The 14,838-nt window shown below is 70.2% G+C and carries 12 protein-coding genes; 1 reads left to right on the plus strand and 11 read right to left on the minus strand.

Annotated elements, in window-relative coordinates; all coding sequences use genetic code 11:
• Positions 1–72 precede the first annotated feature (72 nt).
• Positions 73–2,886 (plus strand): S8 family serine peptidase, encoded by a 2,814-nt coding sequence (locus Adu01nite_RS32465; RefSeq protein WP_203732616.1) that lies wholly within the window; start codon positions 73–75, stop codon positions 2,884–2,886.
• 15 nt (positions 2,887–2,901) lie between these two features.
• Here Adu01nite_RS32465 and Adu01nite_RS32470 read toward each other — a convergent pair whose 3' ends face one another.
• The 11 genes from Adu01nite_RS32470 to iolC are packed head-to-tail and all read right to left on the minus strand — an operon-like array spanning position 2,902 to position 14,729.
• Entirely contained in the window at positions 2,902–3,756 is an 855-nt protein-coding gene (locus Adu01nite_RS32470; RefSeq protein WP_203732618.1) for a sugar phosphate isomerase/epimerase family protein, read from the minus strand.
• Positions 3,753–4,769, minus strand: a complete 1,017-nt coding sequence (locus Adu01nite_RS32475) for a Gfo/Idh/MocA family protein (RefSeq protein ID WP_203732620.1) — start codon at positions 4,767–4,769, stop codon at positions 3,753–3,755. The genes Adu01nite_RS32470 and Adu01nite_RS32475 overlap by 4 nt, the downstream gene beginning before the upstream one ends.
• 9 nt (positions 4,770–4,778) lie before the next feature.
• Positions 4,779–5,597: an ATP-binding cassette domain-containing protein gene (locus Adu01nite_RS32480; protein WP_203732622.1), complete on the minus strand. Its 819-nt coding sequence runs from the start codon at positions 5,595–5,597 to the stop codon at positions 4,779–4,781.
• Between the two features lie 3 nt (positions 5,598–5,600).
• Complete coding sequence (locus Adu01nite_RS32485) at positions 5,601–6,656, minus strand: ABC transporter permease (RefSeq protein WP_203732624.1); 1,056 nt, start codon at positions 6,654–6,656, stop codon at positions 5,601–5,603.
• A gap of 10 nt (positions 6,657–6,666) precedes the next feature.
• On the minus strand, positions 6,667–7,659 hold the full coding sequence (locus tag Adu01nite_RS32490; RefSeq protein WP_203732626.1) for a sugar ABC transporter substrate-binding protein: 993 nt from the start codon (positions 7,657–7,659) through the stop codon (positions 6,667–6,669).
• Positions 7,646–8,593: a TIM barrel protein gene (locus Adu01nite_RS32495; protein ID WP_203732628.1), complete on the minus strand. Its 948-nt coding sequence runs from the start codon at positions 8,591–8,593 to the stop codon at positions 7,646–7,648. The genes Adu01nite_RS32490 and Adu01nite_RS32495 overlap by 14 nt, the downstream gene beginning before the upstream one ends.
• A gap of 53 nt (positions 8,594–8,646) precedes the next feature.
• On the minus strand, positions 8,647–10,143 hold the full coding sequence (locus Adu01nite_RS32500) for a CoA-acylating methylmalonate-semialdehyde dehydrogenase (protein WP_203732630.1): 1,497 nt from the start codon (positions 10,141–10,143) through the stop codon (positions 8,647–8,649).
• A 12-nt stretch (positions 10,144–10,155) separates the two neighbouring features.
• Entirely contained in the window at positions 10,156–12,024 is a 1,869-nt protein-coding gene (iolD, locus tag Adu01nite_RS32505; RefSeq protein WP_203732632.1) for a 3D-(3,5/4)-trihydroxycyclohexane-1,2-dione acylhydrolase (decyclizing), read from the minus strand.
• Entirely contained in the window at positions 12,021–12,908 is an 888-nt protein-coding gene (gene iolB / locus Adu01nite_RS32510) for a 5-deoxy-glucuronate isomerase (RefSeq protein WP_203732634.1), read from the minus strand. Before iolB ends, iolD begins: the two co-directional genes overlap by 4 nt.
• Positions 12,908–13,780: a Cgl0159 family (beta/alpha)8-fold protein gene (locus Adu01nite_RS32515; protein ID WP_203732636.1), complete on the minus strand. Its 873-nt coding sequence runs from the start codon at positions 13,778–13,780 to the stop codon at positions 12,908–12,910. The genes iolB and Adu01nite_RS32515 overlap by 1 nt, the downstream gene beginning before the upstream one ends.
• Positions 13,773–14,729, minus strand: a complete 957-nt coding sequence (iolC, locus tag Adu01nite_RS32520) for a 5-dehydro-2-deoxygluconokinase (protein ID WP_203732638.1) — start codon at positions 14,727–14,729, stop codon at positions 13,773–13,775. Before iolC ends, Adu01nite_RS32515 begins: the two co-directional genes overlap by 8 nt.
• Positions 14,730–14,838 lie beyond the last annotated feature (109 nt).

Consider the following 14,838-nt stretch of genomic DNA (forward strand, 5'->3'; position numbering starts at 1 on the left):
CCAGCTTATGGCCCCGGTTTCCGGTTGGAAAAGATCTTGAGTAACCCGACCGGCCCGCCGATGTTCCCCGCTGTGAAGTATCGACTCCCTGCCGCGGCCACCGCGGTCATCGCCGCCGCTTCGCTCGGCCTGTCCGCAACCGCCACCCCGGTCCTCGCCGCCACGAAGACCTCGACCAGCACCGCGACCGAGCTGATCATCGGCCTGCGTTCTGCGGCACAAGCCACCGCCACCGTCCGCAAGCTCGACGCCGACCCGGACGTACGCGTCCTGGCCAGCGACGCCGCGCCCGAGCTGAAGGCCGTCACCGTGGCCGTGCCCGCCGACCAGGCGGCCGACGCGATGGCCGAGCTGAGGGCGAACCCGGACGTCGCCTACGTCGAGCCGAACGCGGTCGTCCAGGCCGACGTGATCTCGCCGAACGACCCGCTCTACAGCAAGCAGTGGGGTCTGACCACGGCGAAGGTGCCGCCCGCCTGGAACGTCACCACCGGTTCGAGCGTGGTCGTCGCGGTCGTCGACACCGGCGTGACCAGCGTCAGCGACATCGCCGGCCGGGTCCTGTCCGGCTACGACTTCGTCAACAACGACGCCGACCCGAGCGACGACGAGGGCCACGGCACGATGGTGTCCAGCGTGATCGCGGCGACCGGGAACAACGCGACCGGCGGCGCCGGCGTGTGCTGGAAGTGCCAGATCCTGCCGGTCAAGGTGCTCGGCGCGGACGGCAGCGGTACGCACGACAACATCGCCAAGGGAATCGTCTACGCCGTCGACCACGGCGCCCAGATCATCAACATGTCGCTCGGCGGCGCGCAGGACAGCCAGCTGCTGGAGACCGCGGTCACGTACGCCGACGACCACGGCGTCGTCGTGATCGCCTCGGCCGGTAACGACGGCTCGACCACCCGCGCCTACCCGGCCGCCATCGCGACCACGATCGCGGTGGCCGGCTCGACCCAGACCGACGGCCGCTACTCGTGGTCGAACTACAACTCCTCGGCCGACCAGTGGGTCGACCTGGCCGCGCCCGGCAGCAACATCGCCGAGGACCAGACCGGCGGCTTCTACTCGTTCGACGGCACCAGCTCGGCCGCCCCGGTCGTCTCCGGTGTCGCCGCGCTCGCCCTGTCGGCCAACCCGGCCGCCACCGCCGCCGAGGTCCGCTCGGCCCTGGAGAGCTCGGCCGACGCGGTCGGCTCCTGGGTCGCCAACGGCCGGGTCGACGCCGAGGGCACCATCGCGGCGATCTCCGACAACACCCAGCAGCAGCCGCTGGTCATCTCGGACGTCGCGGTCAGCCCGAAGTCCCCGGTCAAGGGCACGGTTACCGTCACGCCGACGGTCACCTCGAACGGCGGCACGGTCAAGTCGGTCAAGATGGCCGTCACCATGCCGCTCGGCAAGACCATCAACGTCACCGCCGCCCGCGCGCCGTGGACGATGGCGTTCAGCAGCATCGGGTCGACCGGCACCGCCACCATCGTGGTCACCGCCAGCGACACCGCCGGCAACACCACCACCGCGAGCACCGCCGTCACGGTGGACAACACCCCGCCGTCGGCGACGGTCACCATGCCGTCCTACGTCACCGGCGTCACGCCGATCACGCTGGACGCGCCGTCCGACGACACCGCCCGGATGGAGGTCTACGTCCGTGGCGTCAAGGTCGGCGAGGTCACCACCGACCCCTGGACGTACGAGTGGGACACCACCGCGGTCAGCGGCTCGGCCTCCCTCAAGATCGTGGTCACCGACGTGGCCGGCAACAGCACCACCGTCGCCCGCAGCACCGTGGTCGACAACGCCGGGCCGAAGCTGACCTGGAACGGCCCGAACATCGGGGCGAAGACGGCACTGCGCGGCACGGTCGAGATCAAGGCCGGGGCCACCGACGGGACCGGCGTCGCCGCGGTCGACGTGCTCGACGCCGACGGCAACGTGCTCGGCACCGACACCGCCTCGCCGTACTCGATCGCGATCGACACCACCCAGTTCAGCGGGGCCACCACGCTGACCCTGCGCGCCACCGACAAGCTCGGCCTGATCAGCACGCTCGACAAGACGCTGCTGCTGGACAACCTCGCGCCGGTCGTCGGCGCGGTCTCGACCAGCCCGGTGGCGCCGGCCCGTGGCCTCATCGCGATCACCCCGGACATCACCGACGACACCGGCATCAAGACCGCGAAGGTGGTCCTGGCCCTGCCGACCGGCCGCAGCGTGCAGCTCACCGCGACGGCCGCGCCGTACACGGTGAAGTGGGTCAGCACCGGCATCACCGGGGAGATCTCGGCGACCGTCACCGCCACCGACTTCGCCGGCAACGTCACCACCGCGACCAGCTCGTTCGCGGTGGACAACACGGCACCGTCGGCGCTGTGGACGCTGCCGACCTACGTCAACGGGACCCAGACGATCGCGCTGACCAGCCCGTCGGACGACACCGCGAGCATGGAGCTGCTGGTCAAGGGCAAGTCGGTCGCCCAGACCACCTCGGCCCCGTGGTCGATCGACTGGGACACGACCGGGCTGACCGGCGCGGTCGGGCTGTCGATCAAGACGACCGACACGGCCGGCAACAGCTTCAGCGTCGCCAAGACGGTCATCGTCGACTACGCCGGCCCGCGCCTCGCGGTCACCTCGAACGCCAAGATCGCGGCGGCGGCCAACACCCAGATCAAGCTGAGCGTCAGCGACCTGGCCGGCATCGCGTCGGTGGAGATGGTCGACGCCAACGGTCAGACCCTGGCCACCTCCGGCACCGGCCCGTACACGCTGACCGTGGACACCAGCGCGATGGCCAAGGGCAACGTCACCTGGACGGTGACGGCGACCGACAAGCTCGGTAACGCCACCACCATCCAGAAGACGTTCACCATCGCCTGACGTACGCCAAGGAACTCAGTGCTTTTGCAGGTATTGATTTACCTGGGCAAGGTTGGAGCGGGCCGATTCCTCGGCCCGCTCTTCCCATGCGAAGACACAGACGGTGGCGATCCCGTCGAAGCCGACCTCGGCGAGGGTGGCGAAGAACAGGTCCCAGTCGACCTCGCCCTGCCCGATGTCCAGGTGCTGGTGGACCCGGGCGGCCGAACCGGGCGGGTTGACGATGTAGCGCAGCCCGGACGACCCGGTGTGGTCGAACGAGTCGGCGAGGTGCAGCTGGGTGAGCAGCGGCCCGGCGTACCGCAGCACGGCCGCCAGGTCACCGCCCTGGTGGAAGGTGTGCGGCGCGCAGTAGAGGAACGAGACCAGGTCGGAATTGATCCCGCGGACCATGTCCACCCCGGCGATGCCGTCCTCGATGAAGTCGTCCGGGTGCGGCTCCAGGACGAGCCGCACGCCTTCCCGTTCGAAGATCGGCAGCAGCTCGTCGAGGGACCGCCAGAACTGCGCCTCGCTCTCGTCCGGCCGGTCGGGGCGGCCGTTGAACTCGGAGTTCATCACGTCGACCCCGAGGTCGACGGTGATCTGGATGGCCCGCTTCCAGTAGCGGACGGCCGCCTGCCGGGCGTCCTCGTCCGGCCCCGACCAGCGGTAGAGCGGCAGCATCGAGGCCACCTCGACGCCGGCCGCGGCCAGCTCCCGCTTGAACGCGGCCACCCCGGCGTCGTCGATCCGCGGGTGCCGGAAGAACGGCAGGAAGTCGTCCCGCGGGGACATCTCGATGTAGCGGTAGCCGAGGTCGGCCACCAGGCCGGGCAGTTCCAGGAGCGGCACCCGGCGCAGCATGTAGGGGTCGAGCGCGATCTTCATGCGGCGACTTCCGTTTCATACAGCTTCGGCCGCTCGGCCAGGGTGACCGGGATGCGCTCGCCGGTCTGCAGGGCCTTGACCGCGGCATCGGAGACGACCGCGGCCGCGTAGCCGTCCCAGGAGGTCGGGCCGAGCGGCTGCCCGCCGAGCGAGATGGCGTGCACCCACTCCTGGATCTCCACGTCGTACGCCTGCAGGAAGCGTTCCCGCCAATCGGCCGGGACCGGCGTGATCAGCTGTTTCGCCGTCCGGATCTCCAGCGGCGACAGGCTGCCCAGCGCGGCCGTGCCGTCCTCCCCCACGATCTCGCCCCGGATGTCGTATCCGTAGCGGATGTTGACCGAGAGCTCGACGTCGACGATGACTCCGTCATCCATCTCCAGGATCAACAACAGTGGGTCCTGCAGGGCGCCGCCGTTCCGGCTTTTCTTGGGTACGAGGACCCGCGCGGCCGCGATCTCGCCACCGAACATCCAGCGCACCATGTCGATCTCGTGCACCGCCGTGTCGGTGATCGCCATCTCCTTCTGGTAGAACGGCGGCACGCTCGCGTTGCGGTGGGCGCAGTGCATCATCAGCGGCGAGCCGATCTCACCGGAGTCGAGGGTCAGCTTGAGCTGGCGGTAGGCGAAGTCGAACCGCCGCATGTAGCCGACCTGGACGAGCCGGCTGCCGTAGGCCACCTCGGCCTCGACGATCCGCAGACATGCCTCCTGGGTGGTGGCGAGCGGCTTCTCGCAGAACACCGGCTTGCCGGCGGCGATGGCGGCCAGCACGTACTGCTCGTGGGTCGGACCCCAGGAGCAGACCAGCACGGCATCCACGTTCGGGTCGCCGACCACGTCCCCGCCGGCCGGGTGGACGGTCGCCCCGATCCGGGCGCCGACCTCGGCGGCGATCGCCGAGTCGACGTCCGAGACCGCGGTGACGGCCACCCCGGAGAGGACCGTGGTCATCCGCCGGATGTGGTCCTGGCCGATCATGCCGGTGCCGATGACACCAACGTTGAGCATGGGGTCTCCTTATTTGCGGCCGAGTTCGTGGGACAGCTCGGCCAACTCGTCGCCGCCGGCCATCTGCGTGGTCAGCTCGTCGAGGCTGACCTCCTTGCGGGTCTTGTCGAGGGCGGTCTCGCCGAGCTTCAGGATCACGAAGTGGTCCCCGACCATGTAGGCGTGGTGCGGGTTGTGGGTGATGAAGACGACGCCGAGGCCGGCGGCGCGGGCCGCGGCCACGTATTTGAGGACCACGCCGGACTGTTTGACGCCGAGCGCGGCGGTCGGCTCGTCGAGGATCAGCACCCGCGCGCCGAAGTAGACGGCCCGGGCGATGGCGACGCACTGCCGCTGCCCGCCGGAGAGGGTGCCGATCGGCTGGTTGATGTCCTTGACGACGATGCCCATCTTGCGCAGTTCCTCGTCGGCGATCTCGCGCATCCGCCGCACCTTGAGCCCGGCGAGGGGGAAGTTGCCGGCGGTGAGCTCGGAGCCGAGGAAGAAGTTACGCCAGACCTCCATCAGCCCGACCACCGCGAGGTCCTGGTAGACGGTCGCGATGCCGTGCGCCAGGGACTCGCGGGGGCTGCTGAACGTGACCGGGGTGCCGTCGACGCGCAGGGTGCCCTCGTTGTGCGGGTGCAACCCCGACATGATCTTGATGAGGGTGGACTTGCCGGCGCCGTTGTCGCCGAGCACGCAGGTGACCTCGCCCGCGTTGACCCGCAGGTTGATGCCGCGCAGCGCCCGGATCGCGCCGTAGGACTTGCCGACGTCGTCCATCTCGATGAGCGGTTCGCCCTTGTACAGCTGCCGGTCCGCGTGCGACGCGAGGGTGTCGGTCACGGCTCAGCCCACCTTCCGCATCGTCGACATCCGCTTGACGTACAGGTTGACCAGCACCGCGAGCAGCAGCATCACGCCGAGGAAGGCCTTGAACCAGTTCGGGTCCCAGCCGGCGTAGATGATGCCGAGGCTGGTCATGCCGAAGATGAACGCGCCGATCGCGACCCCGATCGAGTTGCCGAAGCCGCCGGTCAGCAGGGTGCCGCCGACCACCGCCGCGATGATGTAGAGGAACTCGTTGCCGACGCCGCCGCCGGCCTGCAGCGTGTTGAACCGGTACAGCTGGTGCATCCCGACGAACCAGCCGAGAAAAGACACCGTCATGAAGAGCCCGATTTTCGTACGCAGGACGGGCACGCCGACCGCTCGCGCGCTGTCCGGGTTACCGCCCACCGCGAAGATCCAGTTGCCGACCCGGGTCCGCTGCAGCGCCCAGGCGGCGATGGCCACGAACAGGATCCACCAGATGACCGAGGTCCAGACCGTCACCGACCCGATCTTGAAGCTGGACGAGAAGACCTTGCCGAGCGAGGCGTACCCGTCGACCTTGCTCACGTCCAGGCTGGAGACCGTCCCGGTGACCAGCTTGGTGACGCCGAGGTTGGCGCCCTGCAGGACGAAGAACGTGCCGAGTGTGATCAGGAAGCTGGGGATGCCGGTCCGCATCACGAGGTAGCCGTTGAGGAAGCCGATCAGCAGGCAGAACGCGAGCGACAGCAGCGCGCCGATCCACAGGTTGACGCCGTAATACCAGCAGAACATCGAGTTGAACAGGCCGGCCGTGTAGACGATGACGCCGGCCGACAGGTCGAACTCGCCGCCGATCATCAGCAGGCCGACCCCGCAGGCGACGATGCCGATCACCGACGACTGGTAGAGCACGGTGAAGAAGGACTCGGCCGACCGGAAGGACGGCGCGAGCGCCAGGAAGAAGATGAAGATGATCACGGCGGCCACCAGGGCGCCGATCTCGGGCCGGGCCAGCAGCCGGTTGGACAGACCGAGCTTGACCCGGTTGGACGGGGTCGGCGCGGGCGGCGCTTCGAGTGTCTGTGTCATGACCGCTCGCCTACCGCGTGTTGTTCTTGGTGAAGGGGAGGATCTTGTCGATGTTGTTCTTGTCCACGAAGGACGGCCCGGTCAGCACGGCCTTGCCGCCGCCGATGTCGTTGCCGTTCTTGATGTTCAGGTAGAGCGAGGTGACGGCCATGTAGCCCTGGACGTACGGCTGCTGGTCGATCGAGAATTCGATCTTGCCGGCCTTGATGTCCTGGGCGGCCTCCTGGTTGAGGTCGAAGGTGACCACCTTGGCCTTGCTGCCGGCCTGGTCGATCGCCTTGAGCGCGTCGATCGCCTGCGGGGCGCCCAGCGTCACGATGTAGTCGATCGTCTTGTCCTGGGCCAGCTTGGCCTGCAGCGTCGACGTCACGGCCGCGTCGTCGGCCCCGTTGACCTGGATGTTCTCGGCGCCCGGCACCGAGCTCCTGACGCCGGCACAGCGCGCTTCGAGGGCCACCGACCCGGTCTGCTGGATCACGCACAGCGGGTGCTTGCCGCCGGCCTCGCCGATCCGCTTGCCGGCCGCGGTCCCGGCCAGGGTCTCGTCCGAGCCGAAGTACATCAACGCGCCGAGCCGCTGGTAGTCGTCGATGCCGGAGTTGAAGCCGACCACCGGGATGCCGGCGTCGGTGGCCGCCTTCACCGAGCCGGCCAGGGCGTCCGGGGTGACCAGCGTGGTGGCGATGCCGTTCACCTTGGAGTCGACCGCGTTCTGGATGAGCACCGCCTGCTTGGGCGCCTCCGGGTCGTTCGAGTACTTGATCGTGACGCCGGTGTCCTTGGCCGCCTGCTGGGCGCCGTTCTTGACCTTGTCCCAGAAGGTGTCGCCGGGCGTCTCGTGGGTGATGAACGCGATCGTGTACCCGGAGCTGCCGGCGGCGTTGCCGCCGCCGCTGGTCGTGTCGTCGGTTTTCTCGCGGCCACCGCCGCTGCAGGCCGTGGCCGCGAGGGCGGTCACGGAGAGAGCGGCGACGACGCGAAGGGTACGGCTAGGCCGGATCATCGGGTATCTCCTTGTGGTGGACGGTGCCGGCCCGGGAGTGGAGGCCGACGGAGTTCAGGTAGGAGCGGGTGCGCTGGGCGATCGGCAGCGGCACGTCGAACGCGATCGGGTACATGTCCTGCTCGACCACGACGAACAGCTCGGCGTCGAGCTCGCTCAGGGCGTCCATCACGGCCGGGATGTCCGGGCTGCCGGCCGGTGGCTCGACGCTGGCGCCCATCGCGACGGCCTGGCCGAACGCGAGATCCTCCCGCACCGCGCGGGCGGCGATCGCCGGGTCCATCTGCTTGATGTGGACGTAGCCCACCCGGTCCGGGTATTTGCGGATCAGCCCCGGGACGTCGGCGCGGCGGTAGGCGAGGTGGCCGGTGTCCAGGCACAGCGACACGAACCGCGGGTCGGTCCCGGCCAGGTAGCGCTCGGTCTGCTCCTGGGTCTCCACCTGGTAGTCCGCGTGCGGGTGGAAGCGCATGTGCAGGCCGTACTCCTCGAGCAGGATCCGCCCGAGCGTGTTGCTGTTGTCGGTCAGCGACTTCCACTGGTCGGCGTCCAGCGCGGCGGCCTCCAGGTAGGCGCCGGTGACGTCGTCGCGGTAGCCGGGCACCGGCACGAAGATGACGTTCTCGCCGCCGACCGCCGCGGTCAGCGCGGCCACCTTGCGGGTCGCCTCGACGACCGCGCCGAAGTCCTTGTGCGGCCCGCCGGCCCCGGCGACCGTGCCGCCGGCCACCGACAGCCCGCGCTCGGCCAGCTCGTCGGCGAGCTGGGCGGGATCGGTCGGCAGGTAGCCGTACGGCCCGAGCTCCAGCCAGTGGTAGCCGGACGCCACCATCTCGTCGAGGAACCGCCGCCAGGGGGTCTGACGCGGGTCGTCGGCATACCAGACACCCCACGAGTCGGGGCAGGAACCCAGTTGCAGATGACGGATTTCCATAAAAAGACCAGCCTTCAGTCGGGTCAAGGGTGGCGGCGGGGCGGTGGAGGTCCTTAGCTAGCCGTTGGGAAGTGCAGGGAAGCGCCGGACGCGTGATCGACGTGCGGCCACCGCGAGGTCACGACCTTGCCGCGGGTGTAGAACGAGACCCCTTCGGGGCCGTGGACGTGCTTGTCGCCGAACAGCGAGTCCTTCCACCCGCCGAAGGAGTAGTAGGCCATCGGCACCGGGATGGGGACGTTGATCCCGATCATGCCGACCCGCACCCCACGCTGGAATCGGCGCGCGGCCTCACCGCTGCTGGTGAAGATCGCGGTGCCGTTCCCGTACGGATTGGCGTTGATCAGGTCGATGGCCGAGTCCACGTCGTCGGCCCGCACGGTGGACAGCACCGGCCCGAAGATCTCCTCGGTGTAGACGTCCATCGACGGCTGCACCTGGTCGATCACGGTCGGCCCGACGAAGAACCCGCCCTCGTGCCCGTCGACGCGCAGCCCGCGCCCGTCGACCAGCAGCTTCGCGCCCTGCTTCTCGCCGCTGCCGATCAGCGACTCGATCCTCTCCTTGGCCGCCGCGGTCACCACCGGGCCCATCTCCGAGCTCGGGTCGCGGCCGGGACCCACCTTCACCTCGGCCGCCTTGCGCGACACCAGGTCCATCAGCGCGTCCCCTGCGCTGCCGACCGCGACCGCCGCCGAGATCGCCATGCACCGCTCCCCGGCCGAGCCGAACGCGGCCGCGACCAGGTGCTGGGCGGCGAAGTCGAGGTCGGCGTCGGGCAGGATGATGGCGTGGTTCTTGGCCCCGCCGAGCGCCTGCACCCGCTTGCCGCCGGCGCTCGCCTCCTGGTGGATGTAGCGGGCGATCGGGGTGGAGCCGACGAACGAGACGGCCGCGACGTCCGGGTGCCGGAGCAGGCCGTCGACCGCCTCCTTGTCGCCGTGCAGCACGTTGAACACGCCGGCCGGCAGCCCGGCCTCGCGCCACAGCCCGGCCACGTAGTTGGACGCGCTCGGGTCGCGCTCGCTGGGCTTGAGCACGAACGTGTTGCCGCAGGCGATCGCGACCGGGTGCATCCACATCGGCACCATGGCCGGGAAGTTGAACGGGGTGATGCCGGCGCAGACGCCGAGCGGCTCGCGGAAGCTGAACACGTCGACGCCGGTCGAGGCCTGGTCGGTGTAGGAGCCCTTGAGCAGCTCCGGGATGCCGCAGGCGAACTCGATCACCTCGAGGCCGCGCTGCACCTCGCCGGCCGCGTCGGAGAGCACCTTGCCGTGCTCGTCGGAGATGAGCTCGGCGATCTGGCCGACCCGCGCGTTCACCAGCTCGCGGAAGTTGAAGAGGATTTTCGTACGCTTGCTGAGCGACGCCTGGCTCCACGACGCGAAGGCCGCCTTCGCCGCCCCCACCGCCGCGTTCACGTCGGCCGCCGAGGCCAGCACCACCTCGTGCTGCTGCTCGCCGGTCGCCGGGTTGAAGACCGGGCTTCTTCTTGCCGACTGGCCGGCGGTGAACTCCCCGCCGATCCAGTGCTCGATGGTTGCCATCTGCTGTCCCGTCTAGAGGTATTGCCGCTGGCCACGCTTGGCGGTGTCGTACACGCCGCGGGCCGCTTGAGTTGTCGACAGATCGGAAACTTCCGGCACCGGCACGTCCCACCACGACTCCGAGGAGGGCACCGGCGACAGCGGGTCGGTCTCGATGTGCACGACCGTCAGCCGGTCGGCCTCCCGCGCGCGCTTCAGCCCGTCGCGCAGGTCGGCGATCGTCCGGCAGCGGATGACGCCGGCGCCGAGGCTCTCCGCGTTGGCCGCGAGATCCACCGGCAGGTAGTTGCCGTCGTAGTCCTGCCGGTCGCCGCGGAAGCGGTAGCTGGTGCCGAACCGCTGCGAGCCGAGCGACTCGCTCAGCGCGCCGATCGACGCGAAGCCGTGGTTCTGCACCAGGACGACGATCAGCTTGATGCCCTCGGCGATCGCGGTCACGATCTCCTGCGACATCATCAGGTAGGAGCCGTCGCCGACCAGCGCATAGACCTCGCGGGACGGGTCGGCCATCTTGATGCCGAGCGCACCGGCGATCTCGAAGCCCATGCAGGAGTAGCCGTACTCCACGTGGTACTGCTTCGGATCCCGGGCCCGCCACAGCAACTGCAGGTCACCGGGCATGCTGCCGGCCGCCTGCACCACCACGTCGCGTTCCGCGCACGCCTCGTTGACAACCCCGATCACCTCGGCCTGAGCGGGCAGGGGTCCATGCCCCATGCGGTACGCCGAATCCACGGTCACCTGCCACTCGGCGACGCCGACCCGGTAACCGGTCGGGAACTGCTTGCCGTCGAGGGCGTCCTGCAGCGCCCGCAGCCCGTCCCGGGCGTCCGCGACGATCGGGTAGGCGGACTGCTTGGCCGCGTCGAACCCGGCCACGTTGATGTTGATGAACTTGACGTCCGGGTTCGCGAACGCCGTCCGGGAGGCGGTGGTGAAGTCGCTGTAGCGCGTGCCCACCCCGATGATCACGTCGGCGTCGCGGGCCAGCCGGTTGGCGACCGGCGCGCCGGTCGAGCCCACCCCGCCGACCGAGTTGGGGTGGTCCCAGCTGAGCGCGCCCTTGCCGGCCTGGGTGTCGGCGACCGGGATGCCGGTCGCCCGGGCGAACCGGTCCAGCTCGGCCGACGCCTCGGCGTAGATGACCCCGCCCCCGGCGATCAGCAGCGGCCGCTTGGCGTTGCGCAGCACCTCGGCCGCGCGCTCGACTGCGGCCGGCTCGGCGAGCGGTCGCGGCACGTGCCAGACCCGCTTGGCGAACAGCGCGTCCGGGAAGTCGTACGCCTCGGCCTGCACGTCCTGCGGGAGGCAGAGGGTGACCGCGCCGGTCTCCACCGGGTCGGTCAGCACCCGCATCGCCGCCAGCAGCGCCGACGGCAGCTGCTCGGGCCGCCAGACGCGGTCGAAGAAACGGGACAGCGGCCGGAACGCGTCGTTGACGCTCACGTCGTACGACCGCGGGTCCTCCAGCTCCTGCAGCACCGGCGAGGCGGCCCGGGTGGCGAAGACGTCCGACGGCAGCAGCAGCACCGGCAGCCGGTTGACGGTGGCCAGCGCCGCCCCGGTGAGCATGTTTGTCGAGCCCGGTCCGATCGACGCGGTGCAGGCCATCGTGGACAGCCGGTTCTTCATCCGGGCGAAGCCGGCCGCCGCGTGCACCATCGCCTGCTCGTTGCGGGCGAGATAATAAGGAAGATCCACTGAATCCGATTCAACGAGGCCGGTCCGCTGCGCCTGCAGGAGCGCCTGCCCGATGCCGGCCACGTTGCCGTGGCCGAAGATGCCGAAGCAACCGGCGATCGTGCGCTGTTCCACCCCGTCGCGCTCGGTCCACTGGTTGGCCAGGAACCGGACGACGGCCTGGCCGACGGTGAGTCTCACGAGCGAGTCCTTTCCTTGCAGGAGGTCAGGGGCAGCCGGGGGTCGACCGGCACACCGGCCCAGGAGCCGCGCACCCAGCCGTGCGCCGGGTCGTCGCGCACCAGCCACTCCCGGTCGCCCGGCCCGGCCATCACGTTCAGGTAGTAGAGGTCGTAGCCGGGGGCGGCCATCGACGGGCCGTGCCAGCCGTACGGGATCAGCACGACATCGCCGGAGTGCACCTCGGCGCAGACGTCGATCGGGCGGTCCGGGTGGCCGTACACCCGCTGGAAGCCGGCCCCGGCACCGCCCGCCGGCGACGGCGCCACCTCGAAGTAGTAGATCTCCTCCAGGCTGGATTCGCCGGCGGCGATCTCGTCGTGCTTGTGCGGCGGGTAGGAGGACCAGTTGCCGCCCGGGGTGAGCACCTCGCAGGCGATCAGCCGGTCCGCCTCGAAGCTCTCCGGCGTGCAGAAGTTGTTGACCTGGCGGCTGGCCTGGCCGGCCCCGCGCAGCTCGACCGGCACGTCCTCGGCCGGCCCGTAGCGGAACGGCAGCCGCCGCTCGGCGCGGGCCGCGGGCAACGCGAACCGGCCGCCGTTCGGCGCCCGCACGGTCACCGACGAATCCCGCGGGACGTACGCGAAGTCAGTGACCCGGGAGAACACCGACCGCCGCCCGGTCAGCGTGACCCGCTCGTCGTCGCAGGTCACGTCGCAGCCGCCGACCAGCGGCAGGACCAGCATCTCGTCCGGCCCGGTGTGGAACCGGGCCCGCGCCCCGATCGGCAGGTCGAGGACGCGCAGCCCGCTGTACCGCCAGCCGGCGTTCTCCGGCGACACCACCGTCTCGAACGGCTTGTCGGACGTGCTCCCCCGCCGCATCAACGGATTGACCCTGGCCATCACAGCAGCTCCACGGCCCGGTCGACGGCGTCGGCGACGCTGCCCTTGGACGGGTAGAGCAGCGAACGCCCGATCACCAGGCCCTGCACGGTCGGCTGGCTCAGCGCCTCGGCCCACTGCGCGTAGGCGGCCGACGCGTCGTCGGACACCTCGCCGCCGAGGATCAGCGCGGGCAGCGTGGTGGCCGCCATGACCCGGGCCATGTCCGGCACCACCGGCACCTTCAGCCAGGTGTACGCGGACGTGGTGCCCAGGCCGGCCGAGACCGTCATCGCCCGGATCATCGCCTCGGCGGTCAGCTCGTTGCGGACCCGGCCGTCGACCCGGTGCGAGATGAACGGTTCCACCATCGCCATCCGGCGGTGCGCGGCCAGCTCGCTCACCGCGGTGCCGCAGGCCGCCAGGGTGGCCACGGTGCCGGCGTCGTCCGGGTCGATGCGCAGCAGCATCTTGCCGCCCTCGAACCCGGCCGCCGCGATGCTGTCCGCGTCGTAGGCGGTGAACCGGTCGTCCATCTCGAACGACGTCCCGGCCAGCCCGCCCCGGTTCATCGAGCCGATCACGACCTTGTCGTCGAGGGCGCCGAGCAGCAGCAGGTCTTCCAGGATGTCGGGGGTGCCGAGCACGCCGTTGACGCCCGGCCGGGCCAGCGCGGTGCGCAGCCGGTCGAGCAGCTCGACCCGGTTGGCCATGGCGAGCGGGTCGGCGCCGGCCCGCAGCGCGCCGCGCGCCGGGTGGTCGGCCGCGATGATCATCAGCTTGCCGTGCGGCCCGCCGAACAGGTTCGCCGGCCGTTTCCGCGCGACGGCCGCGGCGGCGATCGCGTCCGGGTTCGTCCGGCGCACTTCCAGCAGGTCGGCGAGCTCAGCCACGGAGAGCCTCCGCGCCGGTCAGCGCGCGGACCTCGGCCTCGGTCGGCATCGCGTCCGCGCAGGACAGCCGGGATGCGACGATCGCTCCGGCGGCATTGGCGAAGCGCATCGTCGCCCCGAGATCCCAGCCCGCGAGCAGGCCGTGGCAGAGGGCGCCGCCGAACGCGTCCCCGGCGCCGAGGCCGTTGACCACGTCGACCGGGACCGGCGGCACCTCGACCCGCTCACCGTCCTTCCGCGACGCGAGCACGCCCTTCGGGCCCTGCTTGATCACGGCCAGCTCGACACCGGCCGCGTGCAGCGCGTCGGCCGCCTCGGCCGGGGTGCGGACACCGACCGCGGTGTACGCCTCGTCGAGGTTGCCGACCGCGACCGTCGCGTAGGGCAGCGCCTCCGCATACCACCGGCGGGCCACCTCGCGGGACTCCCAGAACATCGGCCGGTAGTCGAGGTCGAAGACGGTGTGCTCGGCCCGGCCGCGGGCTTTCAGCGCGGCGAGGGTGGCCGAGCGCGACGGCTCCTGGGACAGGCCGGTGCCGGTGATCCAGAAGATGCCGGCCGTGCGCACCGCGTCGAGGTCCAGCTCGGACTCGTTGATCTCCAGGTCGGGGGCCTTGGGGAAGCGGTAGAAGTAGAGCGGGAAGTCGTCCGGCGGGAAGATCTCGCAGAACGTCACCGGCGTCGGCAGCTGCGGCACCGGCGTGACGAAGCGATCGTCCACCCCGAAGCCGCGCAGCGCGTCGTGCAGGAACGCGCCGAACGGGTCGTCGCCGGTGCGGGTGATCACCGCGCTGCGCCGGCCGTAGCGGGCGGCCGCGACCGCCACATTGGACGCGCTGCCGCCGAGGAACTTGGCGAAGGTCTGCACCTCACGCAGCGAGACCCCGATCTGCTGTGGGTACAGGTCAACGCCTATACGTCCGATCGTCAGTACCTCGTCGGCGGGCATGCGAGTCCCTTCGCTCTCCGGCAATTGGTCCCAAAATGGGCGCGCGTCGGCGCGCTGATGCCGTGCTCGTTACGGCGCGATGAAGAAGCGGTTGATGCCGTCGGTAGCC

The sequence above is a fragment of the Paractinoplanes durhamensis genome, assembly GCF_016862175.1.
Classification (GTDB): Bacteria; Actinomycetota; Actinomycetes; order Mycobacteriales; family Micromonosporaceae; genus Actinoplanes; species Actinoplanes durhamensis.